The organism is Sporofaciens sp. St.21A7 (genome assembly GCF_059728535.1).
This window is the reverse complement of record NZ_BAAGFN010000002.1, coordinates 228,390-251,146: the sequence shown is the minus strand read 5'-3', so window position 1 is coordinate 251,146 and position 22,757 is coordinate 228,390. Positions and strand designations below refer to the sequence as shown.

Genomic DNA, 22,757 nt, shown 5'->3' with positions numbered 1-22,757 from the left:
CTTCTCCTACTATTATTTTTCTCCTGATTACATCGGATTATATAATATTATCACCCAAATGTCACAGAAATCTCACAGAAGCCTGTTTATATTAGAAACATCAAAAAAGAAACACCCCGGAAAGGAACTGTCCGCTGCCCGTCGGTGTTTCTATTATCTGCTGGTTTTTCTTATCCTCCGCCGATTATTCTGCCAATTTTACGTCTACCGCAATATTTCTTTCCTTATCGTCTTTCTCGATTCCATATGTTACGGCCTGCCCTGATCTGAGTGTCCGGAAGCCATCCATCACAATATTGCTGTGATGGACAAAATAATCATTGCCGTCTTCCCCTGTCAAAAAGCCATAGCCTCTCCTTGCATTAAACCATTTCACTGTTCCATATTCCATATGAGTTCCTCCATTCTTAATCTGTCATGCCGCAGTTATAAAACTACGACATCCTTTTGGGTTTTAGGAGCTGCCGCAAAATATTTAACGGCTGTTCCTGCCTTACCAATAGAATAAATCCCGGAACCCCATATTTCAAAAGCTTTTCTATCCCATATCAGATGGATTTGTCATATACTGTTCTAAATTATACTCACTATGTTTTAGCAGTATAATTCCAGCCACAAAAAATGTCCCTGCCAACACACCCCAGATTATGCTCATAAAAAAACTGTTCATCCACTCTAAATCCAAAATAGATTTCTGGATCTTCATCAGGTATTCCATACCATCTGCCTTTTCTTTCCATAACTCCGTCCAAAAGGTAAAATCAGACCATTTTTCCGGGATATAGTCATATGGAATCTGCACCCATTGCCTTATAAAAAGCAATGCCAGTATGAGCAAAACCAGCGCTGCTGCAGCCATCACCGCTTTCCAGATCCACTCCTGTTGTTTTTGATAGCTTTTGTAAAAATTCTGGAGGACAAATACACATACCATAACCGGAACCAATAATACAAAAAATCCACTTATGCCCCGCAGAAGCTGTAAATCAAGAAGTATTGCCGCGACCCCATACCGGCTGTATAGTAACGATTGCAAATCATTCATCGAGACCGCCGCTGGTTTTAACACTGTAATCCTGCTTAGGCATCTTTGGTTCTCCTGGTTCCCTTCTCCCTGCCCCTCTTCCTCTCCCAAATTCAATCCATCCTGAATGCCTGATGTCCGTCCTTCCATGCTGCCTGCAGGGAAAACCGCAATTTTCTTCTCCCCAGGAATGACCTTCCTGATCATGTAAGGAATCCCTTCACAAGTAACCTCCATCCCTGTAATCTGACTGTCCCCAAACAATTCCCATGCCGTCTGCTCGTCTACCAGGCAGCCCCGTATATCATCCGTTGCCGGTACCCTGCAGCCCTCAAACAGCAGTTCTATATCTCCGCAGAATAAGATTACATCTGCTTCCGTTTTTCTTGAAAGATTTTTATTTTCCAGAACGGCCTGTTTTTTCTCTCCCCAGATACAGACGCCGGATATTGCTTCTGGCTTTTCGTAACCGCTTTCCTTCGTAAATTCCTCATCCCGCTTCAGAAGCTCTGCCGCTTCCCGGCCGTCTATAGACTGTTCCAGACAAAACTGGATCTTATTTTTACTATACAGCAACTCTCCCCAGAAGACGGCTGACTGGCAGAACAGGTATATCCCTATCCCAATCACTGCTATTTTCGCCATAAATTTCCCGTATGCTTTCATACTGCTTTTCTTCATTTTTCCTTCTTTCTCACCCGGTCTCCTTCCTGGAGCATCCTGTTTGAACTGCTGACAACCTCCTGTTCCCCGGACAATCCCCCTTCTTTCAATGCCGCGGCAGTGCCGTTTTTATCCAGTACTTCCACATCAAAACGCCGTACCGCCAGTTCTGTTCCCAACACTCCCTGTTCTTCCTCCAAAACCAATACGTAATAACCGCCGCTCTCCTCATGAAGTGTCTCCACAGGCAATGTCGCCGCGTAGTTTTCCGGCTTGCGGACAATCTCTGCCTCCGCGAATGTCCCTGCTTCCAGTACTCCCCCCGGCAGATGAATCCTTATATCCAGAAGCGTTTTGTCTTCCTTATTTTCAACGATATCCGTGACCGTATAATCACAGATCTTCTCTGTCTTCCCGGAAGCCTTGATTTCCACGCTGCTTCCTGCACTTATAAATTCTCCTTCCGTCCTGTCCACAGAGACAGTCAGACAGCTTTCACCAGAAGCATCTGCCATGCGGATCGCTGTCTGGTAATCTCATTCTGTTCTAGTGTACTATCTAAAGTTAATCCCTTTGATGAATCCTCCAGCGCCCGCTTCGCTGCCAGTATGTTCTGATCATTGGATGAAACCGCCTCGTCATATGCCTGTTTCGCATCTGCCGCTGCCTGCTCTAACTCAGACTTTCTCACTTCCCATTCGGCCCCGGATTCCTCACCTCCGGCACTGTCATCTGTCTGTCCAGACAGACTGCCTTCCCCGGATATCTCTTGCTCCTGACTATATAACCTTTCATCAGCACTGCTCTCAAGGAACTCCCGAAGAGCCCCTTCTGCCGCCTCCCATGCGCTTTTCGCCTCTGCTATGGACTGCTCCCCTTTCAGCACTGCCGCATCATAATCTTCTGCCGCCCTGTTCCTTGCCGTTGCCTGATCCTGCTGTTCCTGATTTCTGCTGTTTAAGATATCCTGGTTCTGAAGCCTCATCTTTTCCATATCCTGGCGGGCGGCAGTAATCTGCTCTTCCAATTCGGACAGACTGATCTGAAAAAGCACTTCCCCTTTTTCTACCATCTGTCCCTCCCTGACAAAGATTTCTTCCACCCGCTGCGCGCCTTCGGTATATACCGCGATCTCTTTTCCTGCCTCTACCCTGCCGCTTGCAGACACCCTATGGTCAATCGTCCCCGTCGATATCCTGACTGTCTCCACCCTTGCCATTGAGGCGCCGCTTGCCGCTCTTGACAGAATTGTAAATACAAGCATAACCGCAAGAAAACCTCCGAAAATCCCAAAAGCTTTTTTACGGATCATTTTCATCCACCTCACTATTCTTTTACCGCCCCTGCCATAATTCCCTGTTCCAGATAATCCCGGCCTCCCATAAATACTATGATTGCCGGAAGGAAGGTAACAACCGATACGGCAAACAGAAACCCTGCTTTCCCCGTCATCGTAAGATCCGGCAGGAAAACAGACAATGGCAGCTTGCTTTTATCCTTGATAAATGTCAGAGGCTGCTCAATCAGGCTCCAATATTCCAGAAACCCAAGCACCAGCGCCGCAATAATCCCGGAAGATCCCATGGGAAGTGCAAGATACCAGAACAACTGCCACTCCCTGGCCCCGTCAAGCCTTGCCGACTCGATTAAGCTGTCCGGGATCTCCGCAAAGAACCGGTACATGATAAAAACCGGGAATGTAGAAAACATACCAGGCAGAATGACTGCCCACAGACTGTCAAGCAGCCGCAGGCGGTCCAGCAGCAGATAATCGGAAAGCATCAGCACCTGAAACGGCAGCAGCATGAGTACGATATAGAGCAGAAAAATCCCTCTTTTACATGGAAATTCGTATCTGGCAAATCCCCATGCCGCCATGGTTCCTGCCACAAACTGCCCTCCAAGGACTCCGAACGTGATCAGGATAGAATTCCAGAACATGACGAAAAACTCCGGCGAATCCAAAAGTACCTCTGCAAAATGCTGAAGCGTCGGATATCTGGGAAGTGCCGGAAAGCTCGCATATCCTTCCGCCCCGGAAACCACCGCCCCGAGACAGTCTTCCAGTTCATCTGCCCCCATAAGTGAGCCTGCGCTTAGAAAAATCACCGGATAAACCGCCAGGAGAGCCAGCACAATTAAAAGGATCCATACTGCCTTTCTTCCTAAATGCAACCGAAAATACATCAATCCATCCTCCATACTTTCTGTAAGAGCAGAATCACAAACAATAACACTCCGCCCTCCATCACCGCCGCTGCGGATAATTTGTCAAACGAAAAGGACTGAAACCAGTTATTAAACAAATGCTGCGTCATATAGATACTTTCATGGGGATAGTTCCCCGCAACCAGATAGGCTTCCCGGAACACCTTGAATGAGTTCAGGAAAGACAATACTGTGATGGTATACAGGGAAGATTTGAGATTCGGCAGCGTGATTCTTAAGAAACACTGCCATTCACCCGCCCCGTCTACTCTCGCGGCCTCATAAATGCTCTCCGAAATCCCGGAGAGCCCCGCCATCCACAAAATGATGTCATAACCCAGGTTTCTCCAGATATAGCTGGCCACCAGTATCCAGAATGCTTTCCCGGTATTCATCCAGTCGCTCCCCTCCATACCAAACCGCCCCATCCACTGGTTCGCCAGACCCTGGGAATGGAACAAAAGCCGCCACAGCAGAGCCACAGAGACTGCCGGCAATGCCATCGGCATCAGGAACGCACTCTTTATAATCCCTCCATATTTACTTCCAGACAGAAGGATCGCACACAGCAGGGATGCCAAAATCAATATAGGAATGCAGACCAGCGTAAACCGAAGCGTATTCTTTAATGCCAGTAAAAACACCGTATTCCCAAGCACATTCCTGTAGTTATTAAGCCCCGCAAACTGTTCATCCACCGCCCCGGTAAAGGAGCGGCGAAATACATCCAGATAGGGCAGGAGATATAAAACAGATACTCCAAGAAAGCTCGGCAGAATCCACAGCAGACCCCTCAAATCCTTCCTGCCCCTGGTTTTCATTTTCTGATTCATCATCACAGCCTCACCGAAACTCTCTATTCCGCCAGATAAAGATTCACCTTCTGTGCAACCGCAGCCGCCGCTTCCTTTGGATCCGCTTCGCCACCCAGCACCTTCTCCCCCTGCTCCAATACCGCTTCCTTGATCACTTCATCCTGCAGCGCAGGCGTTTTCAGTGATTCTGCCAGTCCCATGAGCTTCCCAAAAATCTCCTCCGCCTGCCCGAAAAGAAACATGGCATTGCAGAACATATTCCCCTTTGCAATATCAAGGTAGCAGTATAACTCATCCGGCATACGCTACTTTGCACCTCCCAGAATTTCCCGGCGCAGGTCATCACCCGAAACATCACCATTCTTATAAGCATACAGCATCCGGACATCCTCTTTTGTCAGATCCATGTTTTCAAACGCCATTGTCGCCCTCACTTCGTCTACCGCCTCTTCTGCCGAATACACAGGACGGCCCATCTTTACCTCAAACGGAATCCCTTCCGTGATAATTATCTGCTTGATGAGCATATTTACAACTGCTGACAGGTTCGTCCCCAGCTTTTCCAGTATCGCGGATGCCTTTTCCTTATCCTCTGCAGAAGTCCGCACCTGCAGTAATGATGTGTTTGCCATAATCATCCCTCCTACAGCCATTATACAACATTGTCATTACATTGTAAAGCAGAAAAAACTTCGGGTGCTCTCCACGCCCCACACTGACAACAATTTCAAATAATATCCATCCGTTTCTTATTCCTGCCCGTATACAGACATGAAGCAAAAAAGGCAGGCATCTGTGGTTTCCTGAATAAAAATATCAGTCCGGATATTACAGCTGATCAGTGACGAGAGGGTCCCCCCAACTATTTTGATTTTTGTTTCTTCAAAAGCATACCACATACAATTACTGCCGTAAAAAAGACAAGGATTAGATACCACAGATTCTCAAAGCAAAAACCATTATCCAGCATCAATCGGTATCCCCAGGAAGCGGGGAAAAAACGCCCTGTCGCTTCAAGAAAAACAGGTAACAAATCAATGGGAAACATAATTCCCGAAAGCATAATTGAGGGCAGAAACACTAACTGCGCTATCATTGTAAATTTCGCTTGATTTTTTATAATCAATCCTAAAATACTTCCAATGCTTAATGACACAATAATGTATATGGCAAGTGCAAAAAAGAAAATCGGAAGTTGTGCTGGTAAAACTGCTTCAAATAGCACGGGAGCCAGCAGCACTATCACAGCACAGGAAATCATCAAATGTATAAATGCGGAAAGAAACATTGTAACAAGACCTAAATAGACAGGCACTCCGTTTGCTTTATAAACTTTGTTTATATCGCTTCCATATGTTTCAATCAGCGATGGTGGCAATCCAATAAACGCCCCCATTGAAACACTCATTACAACCATAGATTGGATGAGCGTACATCTCATATCGGGCATAACAGAAGTGAAAATACCGCCCATAAGAAGAAAAAATATAAGCGGAATGACATAGCAGGTGACTAACAAGGATTTGCTTCGTATATCCAATTTCCACTGTAACGCAACGCCGTATAAAAACCCACTCATTCTGATCCCCTCCTTGTCATTTCCATAAAATGCTGTTCCAGTGTGCCACGGTCAACTTTAATATCTATCACATGGGTTCCCTTTTCTTTCAACTCACCAAGCAGAGCAATCAAACTATCTTCTATATTGTCCGTTTCAAAAGTCCTCTCCCCTTGCTGTGTTTTGATATGGATAAAATATTTTTTCCCAACCTTGTCTGTAAGTTCCGAAGCTGTGCCGCAAAAAACAATATTTCCGTGATTTAAAATGGCAATACGGTCACATAAGGCTTCTACCTCCGCCATATCATGGCTTGCCAAAACAATTGTTTTTCCTTGTGATTTGAGCTTTCGGATTTGCTCATGAAGTGAAAGTCTGCCCAGGGCATCTAGCCCCGCGGTCGGCTCATCGAGGAAAATAATATCTGGATTGCTGATAAGCGCAAGGGCAAGATGCAGACGCCTTTTTTGCCCTGTGGACAGCCTGGCATACTGCTTTTTCTCAATTTCTTTGATACCAAGAGTATGAAGCATAGAGTAGTCAATCTCTGTCCTATTCCATTTTGCAAACAGCTTTATAGCCTCCATAGCTTTTCCTTAACTCACTAACTTGTATTGCACGGTTCATCATTCCACCTCCTCAAACGGATTTACTCCGAGTTTTGAAAAGTAAACTTGCAAAGCTGGCTCTAAATAGTCGTTTACAATTTTTTGTCTTTCTTCCCAGGCATTTGCAGCAGTATCAATATTTCCTATTTCCATCAATTTCGGCAGCATACTCATATCGCCATTTGTAAATTCCATAATCAGGCCCCAATATTCTTTTACAATCTGCTGACACTTTTCACTTTCGGGGAGTACATTTTCCTTTTGCAATTGTACAATTTCATCGCTCAAACGATTAAATCTGTCCATAAAATCTAAACCACTTTCTCTGTCGAATTGATTACGTATATGGTCAAGCATATCGTCATCGAAACGCTTAATAAGATAGTAAGAGTCATTTTTTATTTGCAGATTGACAATAATATCTGCATATTTCTTAAAATTGACTGTCCGCATTTGTAACACTTCTGTCTTTAACTGTTTGATTGCTGTCAAAGAAGCTGTTAGCTGTTCTATTTTCTCTTGTATGCTATCTGCCTGTTTGGTAAGGGCAGTTGCTACATCAGTCGGTGTTTCTAAAGGAATTAAGCGTTGCTTTATATCATTCAAAGAAAATCCTAATGATTTCAAGGACAAAATCTGATGAAGTATAACTAAATCTTTATCCGTATAAAGCCTGCGCCCGCCCTCACTTTCTGCTGATGGAGAGAGTAATCCCTCTTTGTCGTAATATTGCAAAGTTCGGACAGTTGTTCCTACTTTCTTCGCAACTTCACCAACTGTCATATATCCGTCTGGAATTGCCCTGTATTTTGACATAGTCCTTTACCTCCTGAAACGTATTATAAATCATTACGCGACGTAACAAGCAAGATATTTTTGAGAAATTTTTAGGCGGCAAGATTCCTCTGCCGCCTTTCGTACTTATGCAAAAATAATTTCTGATACCTCTCTTACTGAACAAAATTGATAAACAGGGCAAGAACAACAATCCCCGCCATCATCAGAATCCACAGGACACTAACCACCATAGAAATGATATTTACGGTACTGCGGCTTTCTTTGTTTCGTACACAGACCACCGACAGAAGTCTTATTTTTCATAGTTTTTACCTCATTTCTTTTTTACCAAATTGTGTGACTGCCAGGGCGAATACCAGGCTAAACATCAATATCGCACAGGGCAGGAACGGAAAATACGAAAACGCAGTACCGGAGGATTCTGCTGTAAAGTCATGAAGTGAGCAGGACACCAGATAACCGCTGTAACAATACGGGTATGCAATCCAAAGCGGCGTATTCGCTGCCAGAACGCCGGGAATTACAAGGAGCAGGTTCATTCCCACGGAAAGAAGCGGTTTTTCAAACAATACGGTAATCGCCCACATCATCGCTACACAGGGCAGCATGGTAAGGAATAAACCAACACACCATTTCAGTAAATAAAGAACGGGCAATGTTTCCGTAATCCCCATCGTGTGCGTGGCGTACAGCCCTGCTGTTACGAATACTACAAGGAATACAACCATTTCCATGAACAGGTAAAACACCAGCACACAGAATTTGGCGATAGAAAGCATATGCCGGCTGACCGGTAAGGCCAGCATTTTCAGGATGCCATTGTTTCCCGTTTCCCGTCCCGCAATCATCACACAGACCACGATCATGCTAAACGGAAGCAGATAGTAAGCGTAAACCAAAGCGCTTTGAATAAACATCGCAGGCCACGCATTTGTATATTCCGGCGTGAAATAACTGCTCAGATTCGCGATCCCGGAAGCGACCACCAACAGCGGGGCAATAAAGATCAGGGGCACGATTTTGGATCGTTTCACTTTCATAAACTCGATTTTGAGTAATTCCAAAAAACTCATTTCAGTCATCCTCCTATTCATAACGAAGATTTTTTGCCATCCATAGGCCGATGGCAAGAAACAAAAGTGTTTCAATCAGAGAAGCAATGATAACGGTTCCATCCGGCTGTGCGCTCATTGCAACCGCCGGTTTCAGCATCACAACAAAAGGGTGTGCCATCAGAATAGCCATATCCGAATTTGCCAGCGCCATACCGCTTAAAAATCCCGCGACACCGACGCCGAGGGGAACCCACATGTTTTCAAACCGTGAAGAAATCAGCAGCATAAAGGCCAGTACCGGCATAGCGGTAATAAACGAATATGCCGTAAAGCGGATGACCGTCATCATTTCAAATGAGCCCTGCGGCAGGTCTGTCAGCCCGATTTTGGCAAGCGCAAGATTTTGCAGAATTATCGCTGCCAAAAGCATAAAGGTCAGGATCAGAAATTTGCAAAGGTACATCCCCGGAACGCTCATAGGCAGCATATACATTTTTTTGACTGCGTTTCCCTTAAACTCCATGTTGTAAGCCATGCAGGAAGCGACTACGATCCCAAACATATTCAGAACCACGATCATGCCATAAAGCTGTGTCAGCAGAACATCCATAGGAGCCAGCGGCAGGTTCAAAAGCGTATCTTTCCGCACAATAAAGTTGACAAATGCGTATGCAGCTCCTAAAATGCCTGCGGCCAGCAATACGGAAATGACGCCGGTTCTTTTCTCTTTCCGAAGTTCGATCCCAAGTGCGTTCATAGGTCTGCCCTCTGCTTTCTGACGGCGTTATCCTTTTCTACCATAGAGAGAAACATATCTTCCAGATTATCCGCTGCAAATCCAGAATGCAAAGCTCTCTGACGCAGCTCATCTAAACTGCCCTCAAACAGCAGCCGTCCATGATTGAGGATACCGATGTCATCTGCCATCAGCTCAATTTCTGACAGCATGTGAGACGAAATCAGAACCGTACAGTCATACAGGTCAGGCAGAGACTTCACCAGATTTCGGATTTCATGGATGCCGGAGGGGTCGAGGCCGTTCGTCGGTTCATCCAGAATCAGGATCGGTGGTCTCCCCAGCAGTGCTCCGGCAAGCCCCAGACGCTGTTTCATACCCAGCGAATATTTCTTTGCCAGCCGTCCGCCAAATTCGGTCAGGCCAACCAAATCCAATGCATCCTCAACAGAATCTTTCGGCAGCCCCAAAATTCTGCGGATGATGTCAAGATTTTCCCGGCCGGTCAAATTTGCATAAAAAGAAGGTGATTCAATGAATGAACCAATCTCTTTGAGAATGGCAATCCGGTCATCAGGAAAGTGCTTTCCGTCAATGGTAAAGCTGCCCTTTGTGGGAGCGGTCAATCCCAGCAGCATTTTCATAGTCGTAGATTTTCCGGCACCGTTGGGACCTAAGAAACCATAAATACTGCCTTTTTGAATGTGAAGCGAAACATTGTTGACGGAAGTAAAGTTTTTGTATTTTTTCGTCAACTGTTCTGTTGTAATAATGTAGTCCATACAAACATCTCCTTTCGATATTTCTATGGTACAACATCAATCTGACATCTACGCTCCCACGTCCTTACTTTTACCTTACTTTTTCAAAGAGCCGTTCACAAGGCAGACAGGCTATGCTATAATCGAGCTGACAAAAACACAATTGATGTAGGTTGTACAGCTTGTCGGGGAGGTGCCGCGATGGACAATACATTTTTACACAGTAAGAAGCTCCTGCTGGTTGATGACGAACCGGAGCTTTTGAAAATGATAACAGCTATATTAACAGATGAGGGCTTTCAGTATCTTGTTACTGCCCCCAATATGAAAGAGGGAATTGCCGCCGCCAAAGCGGAAAAGCCTGATCTTGCGATTCTGGATGTGATGCTCCCGGACGGTGACGGGTTTTCCCTGATGAGACAGATACGCACATGGACGGACATTCCCATCATTTTTCTGACAGCCCGTGACGAGGCAGCAGACAAGCTGGCAGGCCTTGGCCTTGGAGCCGATGATTATATCGCGAAGCCCTTTCTTCCCCAGGAATTTTTACTGCGGATCTACGCAGTTTTGCGCCGTTGCTACAAGGAGGACGAGCCAATTTTGAAGCTTCATAGCTGTACGGTGGATTTCAGCCGGGCCGAAGTAGACAATGGCAGTGAGGTACTTCCTTTGACGGCGATGGAGCATAAGCTGCTGGAAACCCTTGCGAAGAATGAGGGACGCATTGTGACTGTGGACACGCTCTGCGAAGCCCTGTGGGGCGACAATCCTTTTGGCTATGAAAACAGCCTGAACGCCCATGTGCGCCGCATTCGGGGGAAGATCGAGGCAGACCCGTCAAAGCCGGTTTCCCTGCTGACGGTTAAGGGGCTGGGCTATAAGCTGCTGGCGAGGAAATAACCGATGAAAGCATTTGGAAAATATATATCAAAGTATCTCCTTTCCTTTTTTGCCTTTGTTCTGATCCTTTTACTTGTCAACATCCTGGCGTTTTCTCTGACATTTGGGGGGATTGTATTCCAGGAATACGGCGCGGCGTCCCCTGCAAATATGCTGGAGAGAGTGGCCGCTGATCTGTCTGTTTCCGGCATATCAGAAGAAACGGTGCAGGAACTGAACCGTAACCAAATCTGGGCCATGTATCTGGATGAGGGCGGGAGCTGTGACTGGTCGGTGTCTTTGCCGGAGGAAGTACCAACACAGTACAGAGCCCAGGATATCGCCGTATTCTCAAAAGGCTATCTTAAGGAGTATCCCGTTTTTGTGCGGAGTATGGAAGAGGGCCTGCTGGTACTGGGCTACCCGAAAGACAGCTTTATGAAACTGACGGGAAACTATCTTCCTATGCGGGCAGTCAGGATTTTTCCACTTTTCGTAACGGGCATCCTGGCGGCAGACATATTGCTTTTGTTCCTGGTCTACTATTTTTCCAAACGTAAGATTTCCAAAAACACGGAACCGATCATGACCTCGATTAAAACACTGTCTGCCGGCAGGCCCGTCAGCCTGTCTATTCACGGCGAGTTGTCGGAAATTGCTGACAGTGTGAATCAGGCATCCCAGGTATTAAGCAGGCAGAACCAGGCCCGCGCCAACTGGATCAGCGGTGTCTCCCATGATATACGCACCCCGCTTTCTATGATTATGGGTTATGCTGAGCGGATTGCCCGCGACCATGCAGCCAGCGGAAATATTCAGCAGGAGGCAGAGATTATCCGGGCACAGAGCGCAAAAATCAAAGACCTGGTACAGGACTTGAATCTGGTATCACAGTTGGAATACGATATGCAGCCGCTCACAAAGGCTCCGGTACGCCCCTCCAGACTGCTGCGCTCATATGCGGTGGAATTGCTCAATGCCGGTATCCCTGAAAAATATTCGTTAGAAACGGAAATTTCCAAAGATGCTGAAACTGCGGTCATAGAATGTGACGCGCGGCTGATCTCACGGGCAGTTGGCAATCTGGTACAGAACAGTATCCGTCACAACCCGCAGGGTTGTACCATCAGCTTGCGGCTTGCCTGCTCTGACACGGCTATTTTTCTCACCGTTGCCGACAATGGCGTAGGCCTGTCCGCCGAAAAGCTGCGGGAACTGGAAGAAAAACCGCACTATATGAAGAGTACCGACGAACGACTGGACCTGCGGCATGGGCTTGGGCTATTGCTGGTAAGGCAGATTGTGGAGGCGCACGGCGGAACAATGAAAATGGAAAGTACGCCGCAGAATGGATATAAAACAATTTTGGCATTTCAAAAGCTGCTTTCCTGAAAGGAAAAGACAAGGCTCCGATTCGCACCTTGTCTTTTCCTTTCTCTTTACTCCAATTCGTTTTTATCTCCCTTAAGTCTGCCATTATATTCTTCCAGTGTGATATTTTTTTCTGTCATTTCTTTTGCTGCCTCCTGCCCCACATAACGATAATGCCAGGGTTCATAGATTATCCCTGTTACATCTGCCTTTTCAGGAGGATACCGCAGTACAAACCCATATTTCCAGCTGTTAGCGGCAAGCCACTTCGCTTCCTCTGTATCTGCCTGCTTCTCATTCAGTTCCACATACTGTGCGGATGTAATGTCCAGCGCAAGCCCGGTGGCATGCTCACTCGTTCCCGGAAACGCCACGGATTTTTTTGTTTCTTCATATGCGTCCAGCGGTCCATACCCCTGAGAAAGCCGGTCTGCCATGCTGCTGTCGAAAATCTCCCTTTGCTTCTCATAATCCCGATATGCAGAACAGACATACATGGTACTATGTCAAGAAAAAGTACAAGTTAAAAGTGAACTTTTCTTACAACCTTCCATTTTTTATCCAGCCAATCTTTCCATCTTATTCAATTTCTGTTCATACACATTCTCGTATTCATTTGGTGATAGATATCCACAATGACTGTGGATTCTTACCGTATTATAAAATGTCTCTATGTATTCAAATACCAATTTATAGGCATGTTCATAATTTTTTATTTTAAATCGATTCAGCCATTCTCTTTTGATCAATGCATGAAAGGATTCAATACAGGCATTATCCCATGGATACGCTTTTTTCGAATAACTTCTCTTCATTCCAATGGTTGCCTCTACATACTCCCTGCACACATACTGGATCCCCCGGTCTGTATGCAGAATTAAGGGTTTCTCCACATTCCTCCTTCTTTTTGCCTTTTCTACCGCTTTTACGACATGTTTTGCTTCTAATGTATTACTTAATACCCATGAGATGATCTTTCTCGAGTACAGATCCATAATACTCGTTAAGTATACAAAGCCCTCGTAAGTCCAGATATAAGTGATATCCGAACACCAGACTGCATCCGGTTCTTCCGGATTAAATTTTTCTTTCAGAATATTTCTCAGCCTACTGCTTAGATCCGGTTCGATTGTTGTAACGGTATAAGGTTTCACGTACTGTGCTTTGATCCCCAATTCCCTCATATAATTCCCCACTGTTTTGTCTGCTATTTTTTCTCCTTCCCTGCGCAGACATTCTGCTATTTTGGGGGCTCCATAATTCTGATGGGATTCCTGATAAATCTCAACGATCCTCTCTTTTATCTGCTCCTTTCTCTTCTCCCGGGTGGAAGGGAGGCGGTTTTTCCATGCAAGGTATCCGCTTCTTGAAACACCTAAGATCCTCAGCACACCAGAGACATTCGGCCAGCGTTTCCCCTCTTCCAGAAGCTGCTCTTCATACCGGGCAGTCTCCAGGAAGAGAGCCTCTGTCATTTTCCCAGTATGCCGATTGCTTTTTTTAAGATATCTAAAGCATCTTGTGTATCACGTAGCTCTTTACGCAGGCGTGCAAGTTCCTTTGCATCATCACTCTCAAAATTCCCCCTTCCTCTGGTTGGGACTGTCCCCTCATTTGCATCATATATCTTTCTCCAGTTAGAAAGAGCTGTCTTACTAATCCCCAGATTCTTTGCACACTTAGCAATCCCAAGCTCTGGATGTTCCTTCCAATACCTTACTGCATCATTCTTAAATTCTTCTGTATATTGTGTAGCCATGTTCATTCCTCCATCTGTTCTATTATACTTTCCTGTTGGGAATTTTCCATGTCTAACTTGTACTAATTATATTCTAACACCAACAGGCTCATTCCCGCACCAGCCGCATCTTCCAGCATTTTTGCCGCCGCATCCAGAATCCGGGCATCCACATAACGGTCTTTCACAACTTCCGCAAGTTCCGGTTTCCATCCTTCATCCAAAGGATGGGATTCATTGACCAGCACCAGTCTCCAGTCATCCTTTTTAGACGGATAAGTATCTGTATTTAAGCCGACTGTCGCCGCATTTCCATGAAATGAAGCCTGTCTGGAAACTTCTTTATTTTTTTTCGCAGCATTTCCGGCTTCATTTCTTTTTTCCTTCCATGCATTTCCGATGATAAAAGTCAAAGCTCCAAGCAGTAATCCGCATACCAGTCCTGCTAAAAAACCAATAAACAACACTTTCTTTAATTTACGTCCATGATTTCTCTGCCTTCTGCTGTGTAAATCTGTTCCCATATTTTCCTCCTTGGTACTGTCACAATATCCGGACAATATTATACCTTACTAATCTCTAAACTATCTCTAAACTGAAAAAGCTTTTTTAGAGGTTTCTTAGAGGTTTCTGTGATATAATCAGTAATATCCAGGCTGCATTGACAGAATACAAAACGAAAGGCAGGGCTACTTCATGCGAATTTTAATTATAGAAGACGACAAATCACTGGCAGAGACCCTGCGCTTCCAGTTGGAACGGGAACATTTTGAGACAGATATCTGCCATGACGGTGTGGATGGCCTACACTTTATTGAGCAGCAGGCGCATGACCTGATCCTGCTGGACCGGATGATTCCCGTATTGGACGGAATCTCCGTCTTAAAAATCACACGGGAAAAGGACATCTATACACCCATTATTTTTATAACTGCCATGGGAGCATTGCAAGACAAAGTCACCGGCCTTGAATGCGGAGCGGACGATTACCTTGTAAAACCCTTTGATTTCGAGGAGCTCCTTGCCAGAATACACAGCATTTTACGGCGCCCTGCCAGGTGGGAGGGCGACAAACCTTTAAAATTGGGGGATATTTCTTTTGATGTGAAGCAGAAGGTTTTATACTGTAATAAAAATTCCTGCTCTCTTTCGGCAAGAGAGGGAAATTTACTGGAAATATTTCTTCGCAACCCCGGCATGACGATTCCCCGCGCCTCCCTTCTTTCCAGAGTATGGGGACCGGACGCTTCCGTGGAGGATGGGAATCTGGATAACTATATTTATCTCCTGCGTCGCCGGCTGAAAGGAGTGAGAAGCACCCTGCAGCTTAAAACGGTGCGGGGTATCGGATATCGTCTGGAGGTGCCTTATGTTTAAACGGCTTCATATCCGGCTGACCCTCTTCTGCACCTTTATAAGCGGCCTGATCCTGCTTCTGATGTCCTTAATCTGCATCTCTTTTTCTGAAGCAGAGGCCAGGGAAAGCTATTTTTCTAATTTTGAATTGAAAGCTGCTATGCTGATCCACCAGATCGAGAGCCAGTCTGTGCTTTCTCTTGAATGGTTCTCACAGCTAAAAGCAGATACAAAGTTCGAGATGGACATTCAGGATAACGGGACAAAACTGATATTCGAAGACCTGTCACCTCAACGGCTGGATCCCAGAATATTTGCTTTGGCAAGAAAGACAGCCCGGGACGAATACGGACTTACGGAAGAGTCCATCACCTCAGACACAAAACTTTCTTCCAATGCTTCTTTTGAACTGCATACAGGCGGAAAGAAATACTATGCCTGTATCGCACTGATCCCGAAAAACAGCCATATACTGAATACCGCTGTTCTGCAGCCTTTAACGGAATTATCCCATTCCACAAACGTAAGCCGGGTTTTATTTGCCGGTGCGGATGTTTTGGGGATTATCTTACTTGGGATATTTTTCTGGTTCTACACATGGCACATGATCCGCCCCTTAATCATAAACCGCCAGAAGCAGACAGAATTTATAGCAGCAGCCTCACATGAGCTGCGTTCACCTCTGGCACTTATGCTCTCCTGCCTTTCCTCCATGAGTAAAGCCTCTGCTGATGAGGCAGAACATTTCTCTGAAATGATTATGCAGGAAGGGAAACGAATGGGACGGCTGATCGATGACATGCTGACATTATCCAGTTCAGACAGTACACATTTCCCCATAAATAAAACAAACGTAGAACTGGATACCCTGGTACTGTCGGCCTATGAAAAGTTTGAGCCTCTGGCACTGAAAAAAAATATTTCTCTTGATTTCATCCTGCCGGATACATTGTCCACCCCTTATTCCTGTGACAGGGAGCGTATCGAACAGGTGCTGTCTATCCTGCTGGATAACGCCTTAAGCTATACTCCGGAAAATGGCCGGGTCTGCCTTTCCCTTTCAGAAACTTCCGGCAGGATTACCATTCGTGTCGCAGATAATGGGATCGGTATTCCTGATTCAGAGAAAGAGTCAATATTTGAGCGTTTTTATCGCTGTGACAAGGCGCACAAAGACAAGAAGCATTTCGGTCTTGGGCTTTGTATCGCACAAGAAATCGTCCATATGCACAAAGGGAAAATCCGGGTGGAAGATACACCGGGAGGCGGTACAACCTTTGTGGTTATGTTAAGTTAATACTGTCAGTAACGCCGAACCTGTAAGAAAATGCTGGCATTTTTCGGGATATTCTCTTCCAAATCTCCAGCTTATTACCCCGTCACTAAAGCTGCTCCCTTCTACAAATAAGCGGGTCTTTTTATCCGCATGGATTAACAGCCTTCCGCTTAATATACATGGTCCAAGGATATACTTCTGACCATCCATGCCGCATACACATCTTCCTATATCATCCATAAACCTTCTTCTCACTTTCCGACAAGGATTGCCGACATTCATCTCCTGTATGGTTTACTGCCTGGCATATTTCCAGAACCAGTAAGAATCCATATTTTCCGTAGCCGGAACCCTTGCCTGTCTCATTTTTTCAAATTCTGCTTCCAAATCCTTTAAATATCCACATTTGAGCACGCTGAAACAAATCTGTTCTTCCACCATCTTTGCTTCTTCAAAAATATCCCGATGGCAGCAGTATACCTTGTACCAATGCTGTTTCCCGGCTTTCAGACATCCAATACAGTTTGCATGCTTTGATTCAAAGTACACCCTTGGCCTGGAAATACCTATTTCTTCTATATTATTGATCGTTCTCGGCCACTCCACTAAAGGATAGAGGGTATCATATCCCATGCTTTCCAAATGCCTGCGCCTTCTTGCAACACGGTGTATCTCATTTTCATCAAAACCATAGATAAGCACAATCTCTTCGGACATCTGGCCGTCATAAACCGGATAATTTTCTTCCAGCCACTGGTAAAATGGCTGTGTTTTTAAAAAATATGTACAAATTTCATGGCCTGAACGGAACTTTACTCTCCCATGCTCCAGACATAAAGAAAGCGGAGTCTTCTGCTCAAACCCTTCGCAATTTGCGTAGGTTATCGGCAATTGAAGATACTCCGCTACCTGGTTCTTAAACTTTTTGATTTTTATTGACTCGACCTTCGAGCTAATATCATGATTTAGAAGAATAACGTTTTCATTTCCAAACCGTCTTACTGTTTCTACCGCTGCAAGAGCCGAACTATGCCCGCCGCTATAACATACAACATACTGCATCCCTTTTCTCCTGATATCTTATTCCTACATGGTGAATATCAAAAAGACGCATGGTTTACAGTCTCTGCTCCATGCGTCTTTATGTTGATATTTTAAGAAACTTTTTATACCAACTGAACAATCTCTTCTTCAAGTTCTTTTATATCACTTTCAAGCAATTCTGGAAAGTATAAACTCACCTCATCTATTGTAATTTTACCATCTCTCAACATCAGTATAGCCTTCTCTTTGGCTAAGTCATACTTTTCGCTTTTAATAAATGATCTCATAATCTGTTCTTCATCAAACAAACTCATCATAATCGTCACAACCTCCTTTTCCTTTTTAAGCAGATAATCCCTTAAAACATTTCTGTCCTTGCATATACGGATTGTTTCCGTAACTGCCTTCCTTGTCATACCGTGCATTTTTGTCTGCTCATTAAAGACTTTACAGAAAATAATATACTGATTAATGATATCGTCCTCATTGCTTTCATAGATAACCTTTGCTTTTACTTCAATGTCAATATCTGCGCCTTCAAAAAATTCTTTTGATAAAGATATTCTATCAGGCTTTCGTCCTTTATTGCCCGTAAATATCACATAAAGCTCCGGCTTCGGCATTTTTACTTTTTTGCTTTTATAGTAGTTTTGGCTGGTACGTTGGAAATATTCGTGATAGCTTTGCGCCAGATATAGCAAAACTCTTACTAAAATATTCATTGTCCATGTGGACTGAGCCTCTACCAGTATCATCAGCTTATTGCCCACAATAAAGCCTAAGTCATTATATAAATTGTCTGTCAGCACATTTTCTATGGTTACGTCAGTTAATGAATCTTCCGTAGCTGCGGTATCCTCTGGATGGAGTGTTTTATACAACTTTAACAGATAACTTTTATCTTGAAAGAGGTTCAGGAACACGCTGTTTTTTGCGGTGCGCTTTGCCATAATTTCCTGTACCTGCTTTGTCTCGTCCTGCATCCTATCACCTCAGTTCCTTAAAATCTGTAGCAATAATACAATATTATTTACTCCTGCTACATCTCAATTATACAAAAAAACACTCATGTTTACAATAAAATTCCTGCGAATTCTCTATGTATTATATTTTTCCTTTCTTAAGCAGCTCACCCTGGTTATTTCCTTCATGTTCGTTCTGCAGACAGCACAGCTTCGCCAGTGCAACCTTCAATGCGATATCCGGCCGATAGGTGCCCCGTTTTATCAGGTTCACCATATCATCCAGAACATCCATCGCCTCACTGCACCTGTCAGCAGACATCCTTGGAACGAACGTGCGCCCGTTAACCCCTAATGCACTCAACGAACAATGGCACACCTCCATTTTATATGCCAGCCGGTAGCTTCGCAAAAGCAGCGACAGCACACCAATCACATTATTGGGCTGATTCTGCAGGATTAATTCCGCCTGCCGGAACACATCACTGTATTTTCCTTGCATAATAAGCTGTATCAGCAGGAAAATATTCTCCTGTTCCCGGTCCAGCACCGTATACTCCACGGTTTCCTTCGTAATCTCCTTCACAGCACACAGCCGTTTCAATGAATGAAGCACATCATACAGATTTGTTTCCTCTGAATCATAATTAATCAACTGCAGATACAGCTGATATGCCTCTGTAGTAATCTCACATCCGGCCTTTTTCACAAACTGCATGACCGTCTTCTCCAGAACATCCCGGGACAGCTTTTTGAAAACCTGGACTTCTTCTTTTTTGAACATCTTGTACACTTTGCTCCGCCTGTCAACTTCCTGGACAAAAATATAGGTGTCCGTAGTTTTCCCTTTTTCAGATACATATTTTACGAATTCCCCGCTCTCTTTCAAACTATTCGCGCGGTAAATCAGCACCTTCTTATCCCCGAATAACGCATGCTGACATAAGAAGTTCTGCTCTGCTTCCGTAAATTCACTCGTCTCCATAAGATTAAACTCCGGTGTCTCCACTTCATCTATAATTTTTTTGCGGAACTTATCAATTAAGTATGGTTCTTCCCCATACACCAACCATTTAGGCATATTGCGTTCCTCCCATAATCTTCAGCTTTTCTTCAAATTCCTTGATAAACATACTCTTTCCTTTACATATCTCCGTTAAATACAGCCGTTCCTTTGCCCTCGTCATAGCCACATAAAGCAGTCTACGGTCTTCCTGGGGTTCGTTTTTTTCAAAATCATCTACTCCATAGACCAGCACCACCGGGAATTCCTTTCCTTTAGAGTCATGGGCTGTCAGTAATTGAATCCTCCCTTCCTGCCCGGTCTCGTAAAACAGCCTGGTATCATCCCGAAAGCGTTTGACCGAAGAAAGGTATGTCCACATCTGATCTGCATTTCTTATATTCCGTTCCCGAAGCTTTTCATCCAGTATCTCCAGCACCTCCTTATAATCGATCTTCTCATCACAAAATAATTCCATGGCACGCAGTATTGCCTGCCGGGCTGGCAGGACAAAGCATTTCGCGGCCTGGTATATTTTTGAAAAAGCCTGTAAAATACGGCTGTCAGAAGCTGTGACACTCAGATATCTCGTCTCCTCCTCTCCGGCAAGGGGATAAATCATCCCCCTCGCCAGGTAATCCTCGTAAAGTGTCCGTTTCGGTTCTCCTTTTTCAGGTATTTCACCCAGCATATTCAACAGCCGGAACCAAACCATATCATCGGAAAAGTCACCAAGATAGATTGTCAGCAGATCTAAAATTACTTGAAATGTAGAATCTTTACAAAGATAATATTTCGGTTTATTGAACCCAAGCATTGTTTCATCCGGATGCGCTTCATTATATTGCCCCAGCATACTGCACATACATTCCAGCTCTTTATTCGTCCTTGCAATCACCGCGATATCCTCCTGCCGGTATCCCATGTGAAGCACGTCCTGGATAAATGCACCTATCCGTTTTGCCCTGAAATTATGGATTAAGACAGGCAAAAACTCCGTCTTTACGTGTGCATTCATTTGAAACGCTACCCGTTCCATATTGTGGCTTATGAGTGTATTCGCCGCCGTCATAATCCCCTTTGCAGAACGGAAATTATCATTAAGCCTGATATCCGCCGCATCCGGATAGATTTCTGAAAATCTTAACATGAACTGATTGCTTCCGCCCCGAAAGCCGTAAATGGACTGATCTGCGTCCCCATATAACGCAATATTATTACAGAGCGGGTCCGCCACAAGCCGAATCAGGCGTGCCTGCATCTCATCCAGATCCTGGGCCTCATCTACCATAATATAATCATATGTCTTCTGCATTTTCTTTTGCACGCCCGGATATGCCTCCAGTATTTCCACAGCCAGGCGCACCTGATCCTCATACAGAATATATCCCATTGCACGAAACTTCTGCTCATACTGTTCCTTTATCTGCAAAATACCGGCCACATCCTTCTGAGGATACTGTTTTTGCAGTTTTTCTGCCCCATACTTGTTGATAAAAGAGAAATCTTTCAGCAGGCACTCCAGGAGTCCGCCTGCGGTACATATCCTCTCATAACTGGCTCCCTGGATGACCGGCATTCGATTCAGTATATAGAGCAGCATCTGCATACAGTCAACCTTGTTTACAAGTTTCTTTTTTCCGATCAGGTGCTCATGCTGGCGAGCAATTCGGTATCCCAAAGCATGAAGCGTCATAACATCCGGCTTTTCCTTTGACTCTATCCGTTCCATAATCTCTCTCCCAGCCTTTTTTGTAAATGTAACTGCCAAGATTCTTTTAGGACTGACTCCATTTTTCATCAGCCGGCAGATACGGCCAGTCAGAACCTCTGTTTTCCCGGCTCCCGGACCGGCGCACACCCGCAGCGCCCCGTCACGATGCCGGACTGCTCTTTCCTGTTTCTCAGTATAGCTCAGCGGTTCCCTCACTTTCATTTTATCCGTGGCTTCTCTTTTGAAAGGTATCTGTACCGGCGGGCGGCAGATTTCTGTAAAAATGCAGTTCCTGCAACTCTCCGTATGTACATGGCTCATAATTTCTCCAAGCCTTTCCTCAACGCTCTCCACGCTGGATTTCCAGAGTTCCTCCTCTGTAAAGCGCAGGATATTGTCGCCTTTCTTTTCCTCAAACATTGAAAAGTACCCTGCCCTGTCACTTGCAGATTCCGCCCGAACCATCATAACCTCCACCTGTTTTTCAGGATAACAAATCTTTATTCCACCCATAAGGCAAAGTAATTCGGCAGAGAAAAAAACGTGATTATCTGCCTTTTTCGCATAATAAGAATATGGGCGGGAGAATCTCCGGTATAAGATAATTCCCTGAATTTTTCCATCCGGCTTCTCTATGACTAAATCCGCCTGAATCTGCAGATTATGGATTTCATGTCCGGCATAGGAAGCCTCAAAATTTACCTCCAATGGCTTCAGCGCCTGTGCTTTCCCCGCCGTACGCCCTGACAGCCAGCAGTATAAGCGTCTTATCCGAAACAGGTCATCCCTGACGGCCTGTTTCTTCTGCCAGCTTAATTCAAACCATTGCTCCGCGTATTCTTCCCGAAGGACAGACTCTATCTTTCCGGCCGCATCCTCCCACCCCGCCTTCCCGGCGAGCTGGATGGCGGCTATATCCAGAGCTTTCCGAAAGGATGCCTCTTTCTGAGTCTCGTAATGAAACACGGTCTGTTCCAATTCATATTTCTTTGGACATTTGAGCAGAGTCATTAAATTATCAGCCTTCATGATATAAGCCCAAACTCCAGCTGAATGTCCATGAGCTGGTATACCTTGTCTCTAAAATCCCGAAGCAGTTTTCCTAATACTACACAGGATATCACCCACTGCATACTCAGCATTGAAAATGAAAGGTGATTATATCCATCACATCCCGTATCAAAA

At 44.9% G+C, this 22,757-nt stretch carries 25 protein-coding genes and 2 pseudogenes; 4 read left to right on the top strand and 23 right to left on the bottom strand.

Annotated features, from left to right (window positions below; genetic code table 11):
* Positions 1 to 184: 184 nt before the first annotated feature.
* The 14 genes and pseudogenes from AC6I3O_RS27880 to AC6I3O_RS27815 all read right to left on the bottom strand — a co-directional run bounded on the left by AC6I3O_RS27880 (position 185) and on the right by AC6I3O_RS27815 (position 10,247).
* Entirely contained in the window at positions 185 to 391 is a 207-nt protein-coding gene (locus tag AC6I3O_RS27880; RefSeq protein WP_159757613.1) for a cold-shock protein, read from the bottom strand.
* A gap of 147 nt (positions 392 to 538) precedes the next feature.
* Entirely contained in the window at positions 539 to 1,705 is a 1,167-nt protein-coding gene (locus AC6I3O_RS27875; RefSeq protein WP_497854026.1) for a hypothetical protein, read from the bottom strand.
* Positions 1,702 to 2,202 carry an efflux RND transporter periplasmic adaptor subunit gene (locus tag AC6I3O_RS27870; protein WP_497854024.1) on the bottom strand — a complete coding sequence of 167 codons (501 nt, stop codon included), beginning with the start codon at positions 2,200 to 2,202 and terminating at the stop codon, positions 1,702 to 1,704. Before AC6I3O_RS27870 ends, AC6I3O_RS27875 begins: the two co-directional genes overlap by 4 nt.
* Entirely contained in the window at positions 2,172 to 2,999 is an 828-nt protein-coding gene (locus AC6I3O_RS27865; protein WP_497854022.1) for an efflux RND transporter periplasmic adaptor subunit, read from the bottom strand. The genes AC6I3O_RS27870 and AC6I3O_RS27865 overlap by 31 nt, the downstream gene beginning before the upstream one ends.
* 14 nt (positions 3,000 to 3,013) lie before the next feature.
* Entirely contained in the window at positions 3,014 to 3,874 is an 861-nt protein-coding gene (locus tag AC6I3O_RS27860) for a carbohydrate ABC transporter permease (RefSeq protein ID WP_497854020.1), read from the bottom strand.
* Complete coding sequence (locus tag AC6I3O_RS27855; protein ID WP_497854018.1) at positions 3,874 to 4,731, bottom strand: carbohydrate ABC transporter permease; 858 nt, start codon at positions 4,729 to 4,731, stop codon at positions 3,874 to 3,876. The genes AC6I3O_RS27860 and AC6I3O_RS27855 overlap by 1 nt, the downstream gene beginning before the upstream one ends.
* Before the next feature lie 20 nt (positions 4,732 to 4,751).
* Positions 4,752 to 5,012, bottom strand: a complete 261-nt coding sequence (locus AC6I3O_RS27850) for a hypothetical protein (protein WP_497854015.1) — start codon at positions 5,010 to 5,012, stop codon at positions 4,752 to 4,754.
* 3 nt (positions 5,013 to 5,015) lie between these two features.
* Positions 5,016 to 5,342, bottom strand: a complete 327-nt coding sequence (locus AC6I3O_RS27845) for a type II toxin-antitoxin system RelB/DinJ family antitoxin (protein WP_016220549.1) — start codon at positions 5,340 to 5,342, stop codon at positions 5,016 to 5,018.
* A 230-nt stretch (positions 5,343 to 5,572) separates the two neighbouring features.
* On the bottom strand, positions 5,573 to 6,289 hold the full coding sequence (locus AC6I3O_RS27840; protein WP_497854013.1) for an ABC transporter permease: 717 nt from the start codon (positions 6,287 to 6,289) through the stop codon (positions 5,573 to 5,575).
* Positions 6,286 to 6,861 (bottom strand): annotated as a pseudogene (locus AC6I3O_RS27835) (ATP-binding cassette domain-containing protein); the annotation flags it as partial. The pseudogene AC6I3O_RS27835 and the gene AC6I3O_RS27840, both read right to left, overlap by 4 nt.
* 33 nt (positions 6,862 to 6,894) lie before the next feature.
* Positions 6,895 to 7,692: a MerR family transcriptional regulator gene (locus AC6I3O_RS27830; RefSeq protein WP_160284432.1), complete on the bottom strand. Its 798-nt coding sequence runs from the start codon at positions 7,690 to 7,692 to the stop codon at positions 6,895 to 6,897.
* A 290-nt stretch (positions 7,693 to 7,982) separates the two neighbouring features.
* On the bottom strand, positions 7,983 to 8,747 hold the full coding sequence (locus AC6I3O_RS27825) for an ABC transporter permease (RefSeq protein WP_016220506.1): 765 nt from the start codon (positions 8,745 to 8,747) through the stop codon (positions 7,983 to 7,985).
* Between the two features lie 13 nt (positions 8,748 to 8,760).
* The gene (locus tag AC6I3O_RS27820) at positions 8,761 to 9,486 is read right to left on the bottom strand and encodes an ABC transporter permease (protein WP_016220505.1); all 726 of its coding nucleotides are present in this window, start codon (positions 9,484 to 9,486) and stop codon (positions 8,761 to 8,763) included.
* On the bottom strand, positions 9,483 to 10,247 hold the full coding sequence (locus tag AC6I3O_RS27815) for an ABC transporter ATP-binding protein (protein WP_497854009.1): 765 nt from the start codon (positions 10,245 to 10,247) through the stop codon (positions 9,483 to 9,485). The genes AC6I3O_RS27820 and AC6I3O_RS27815 overlap by 4 nt, the downstream gene beginning before the upstream one ends.
* Positions 10,248 to 10,427: 180 nt before the next feature.
* Between AC6I3O_RS27815 and AC6I3O_RS27810 the strand changes: the two genes are divergently transcribed.
* Both AC6I3O_RS27810 and AC6I3O_RS27805 read left to right on the top strand, forming a co-directional pair.
* Positions 10,428 to 11,129 carry a response regulator transcription factor gene (locus tag AC6I3O_RS27810; RefSeq protein WP_016220503.1) on the top strand — a complete coding sequence of 234 codons (702 nt, stop codon included), beginning with the start codon at positions 10,428 to 10,430 and terminating at the stop codon, positions 11,127 to 11,129.
* Positions 11,130 to 11,132: 3 nt separating this feature from the next.
* Positions 11,133 to 12,500: a sensor histidine kinase gene (locus AC6I3O_RS27805; protein ID WP_497854006.1), complete on the top strand. Its 1,368-nt coding sequence runs from the start codon at positions 11,133 to 11,135 to the stop codon at positions 12,498 to 12,500.
* 47 nt (positions 12,501 to 12,547) lie between these two features.
* Here the strand turns inward: AC6I3O_RS27805 and AC6I3O_RS27800 are convergent.
* The 4 genes and pseudogenes from AC6I3O_RS27800 to AC6I3O_RS27785 form a co-directional block, all read right to left on the bottom strand.
* Positions 12,548 to 12,976: pseudogene (locus AC6I3O_RS27800) on the bottom strand (M15 family metallopeptidase); the annotation flags it as partial.
* Between the two features lie 60 nt (positions 12,977 to 13,036).
* Positions 13,037 to 13,954 (bottom strand): IS3 family transposase, encoded by a 918-nt coding sequence (locus tag AC6I3O_RS27795; RefSeq protein WP_497850680.1) that lies wholly within the window; start codon positions 13,952 to 13,954, stop codon positions 13,037 to 13,039.
* Entirely contained in the window at positions 13,951 to 14,238 is a 288-nt protein-coding gene (locus AC6I3O_RS27790; RefSeq protein ID WP_016220920.1) for a transposase, read from the bottom strand. The genes AC6I3O_RS27795 and AC6I3O_RS27790 overlap by 4 nt, the downstream gene beginning before the upstream one ends.
* A gap of 62 nt (positions 14,239 to 14,300) precedes the next feature.
* Entirely contained in the window at positions 14,301 to 14,741 is a 441-nt protein-coding gene (locus AC6I3O_RS27785; RefSeq protein WP_497854004.1) for a hypothetical protein, read from the bottom strand.
* Between the two features lie 172 nt (positions 14,742 to 14,913).
* On the opposite strand from AC6I3O_RS27785, the gene AC6I3O_RS27780 reads away from it, so the two are divergent.
* Positions 14,914 to 15,594, top strand: coding sequence for a response regulator transcription factor (locus AC6I3O_RS27780; RefSeq protein ID WP_300842354.1), 681 nt, complete (start codon positions 14,914 to 14,916; stop codon positions 15,592 to 15,594).
* Positions 15,587 to 16,870, top strand: coding sequence for a sensor histidine kinase (locus tag AC6I3O_RS27775; RefSeq protein ID WP_497854001.1), 1,284 nt, complete (start codon positions 15,587 to 15,589; stop codon positions 16,868 to 16,870). The genes AC6I3O_RS27780 and AC6I3O_RS27775 overlap by 8 nt, the downstream gene beginning before the upstream one ends.
* On the opposite strand, the gene AC6I3O_RS27770 is transcribed toward AC6I3O_RS27775, so the two are convergent.
* The 5 genes from AC6I3O_RS27770 to AC6I3O_RS27750 all read right to left on the bottom strand — a co-directional run bounded on the left by AC6I3O_RS27770 (position 16,862) and on the right by AC6I3O_RS27750 (position 22,601).
* The gene (locus AC6I3O_RS27770; protein WP_334638605.1) at positions 16,862 to 17,089 is read right to left on the bottom strand and encodes a hypothetical protein; all 228 of its coding nucleotides are present in this window, start codon (positions 17,087 to 17,089) and stop codon (positions 16,862 to 16,864) included. The two genes, AC6I3O_RS27775 and AC6I3O_RS27770, sit on opposite strands and share 9 nt — an antisense overlap.
* Before the next feature lie 54 nt (positions 17,090 to 17,143).
* Positions 17,144 to 17,911: a hypothetical protein gene (locus AC6I3O_RS27765; RefSeq protein ID WP_497853999.1), complete on the bottom strand. Its 768-nt coding sequence runs from the start codon at positions 17,909 to 17,911 to the stop codon at positions 17,144 to 17,146.
* 104 nt (positions 17,912 to 18,015) lie between these two features.
* Complete coding sequence (locus AC6I3O_RS27760; protein WP_497853997.1) at positions 18,016 to 18,876, bottom strand: hypothetical protein; 861 nt, start codon at positions 18,874 to 18,876, stop codon at positions 18,016 to 18,018.
* 121 nt (positions 18,877 to 18,997) lie between these two features.
* On the bottom strand, positions 18,998 to 19,936 hold the full coding sequence (gene holA / locus AC6I3O_RS27755; protein ID WP_497853995.1) for a DNA polymerase III subunit delta: 939 nt from the start codon (positions 19,934 to 19,936) through the stop codon (positions 18,998 to 19,000).
* Positions 19,929 to 22,601 carry an ATP-dependent helicase gene (locus AC6I3O_RS27750; RefSeq protein ID WP_497853992.1) on the bottom strand — a complete coding sequence of 891 codons (2,673 nt, stop codon included), beginning with the start codon at positions 22,599 to 22,601 and terminating at the stop codon, positions 19,929 to 19,931. The genes holA and AC6I3O_RS27750 overlap by 8 nt, the downstream gene beginning before the upstream one ends.
* Between the last annotated feature and the right edge of the window lie 156 nt (positions 22,602 to 22,757).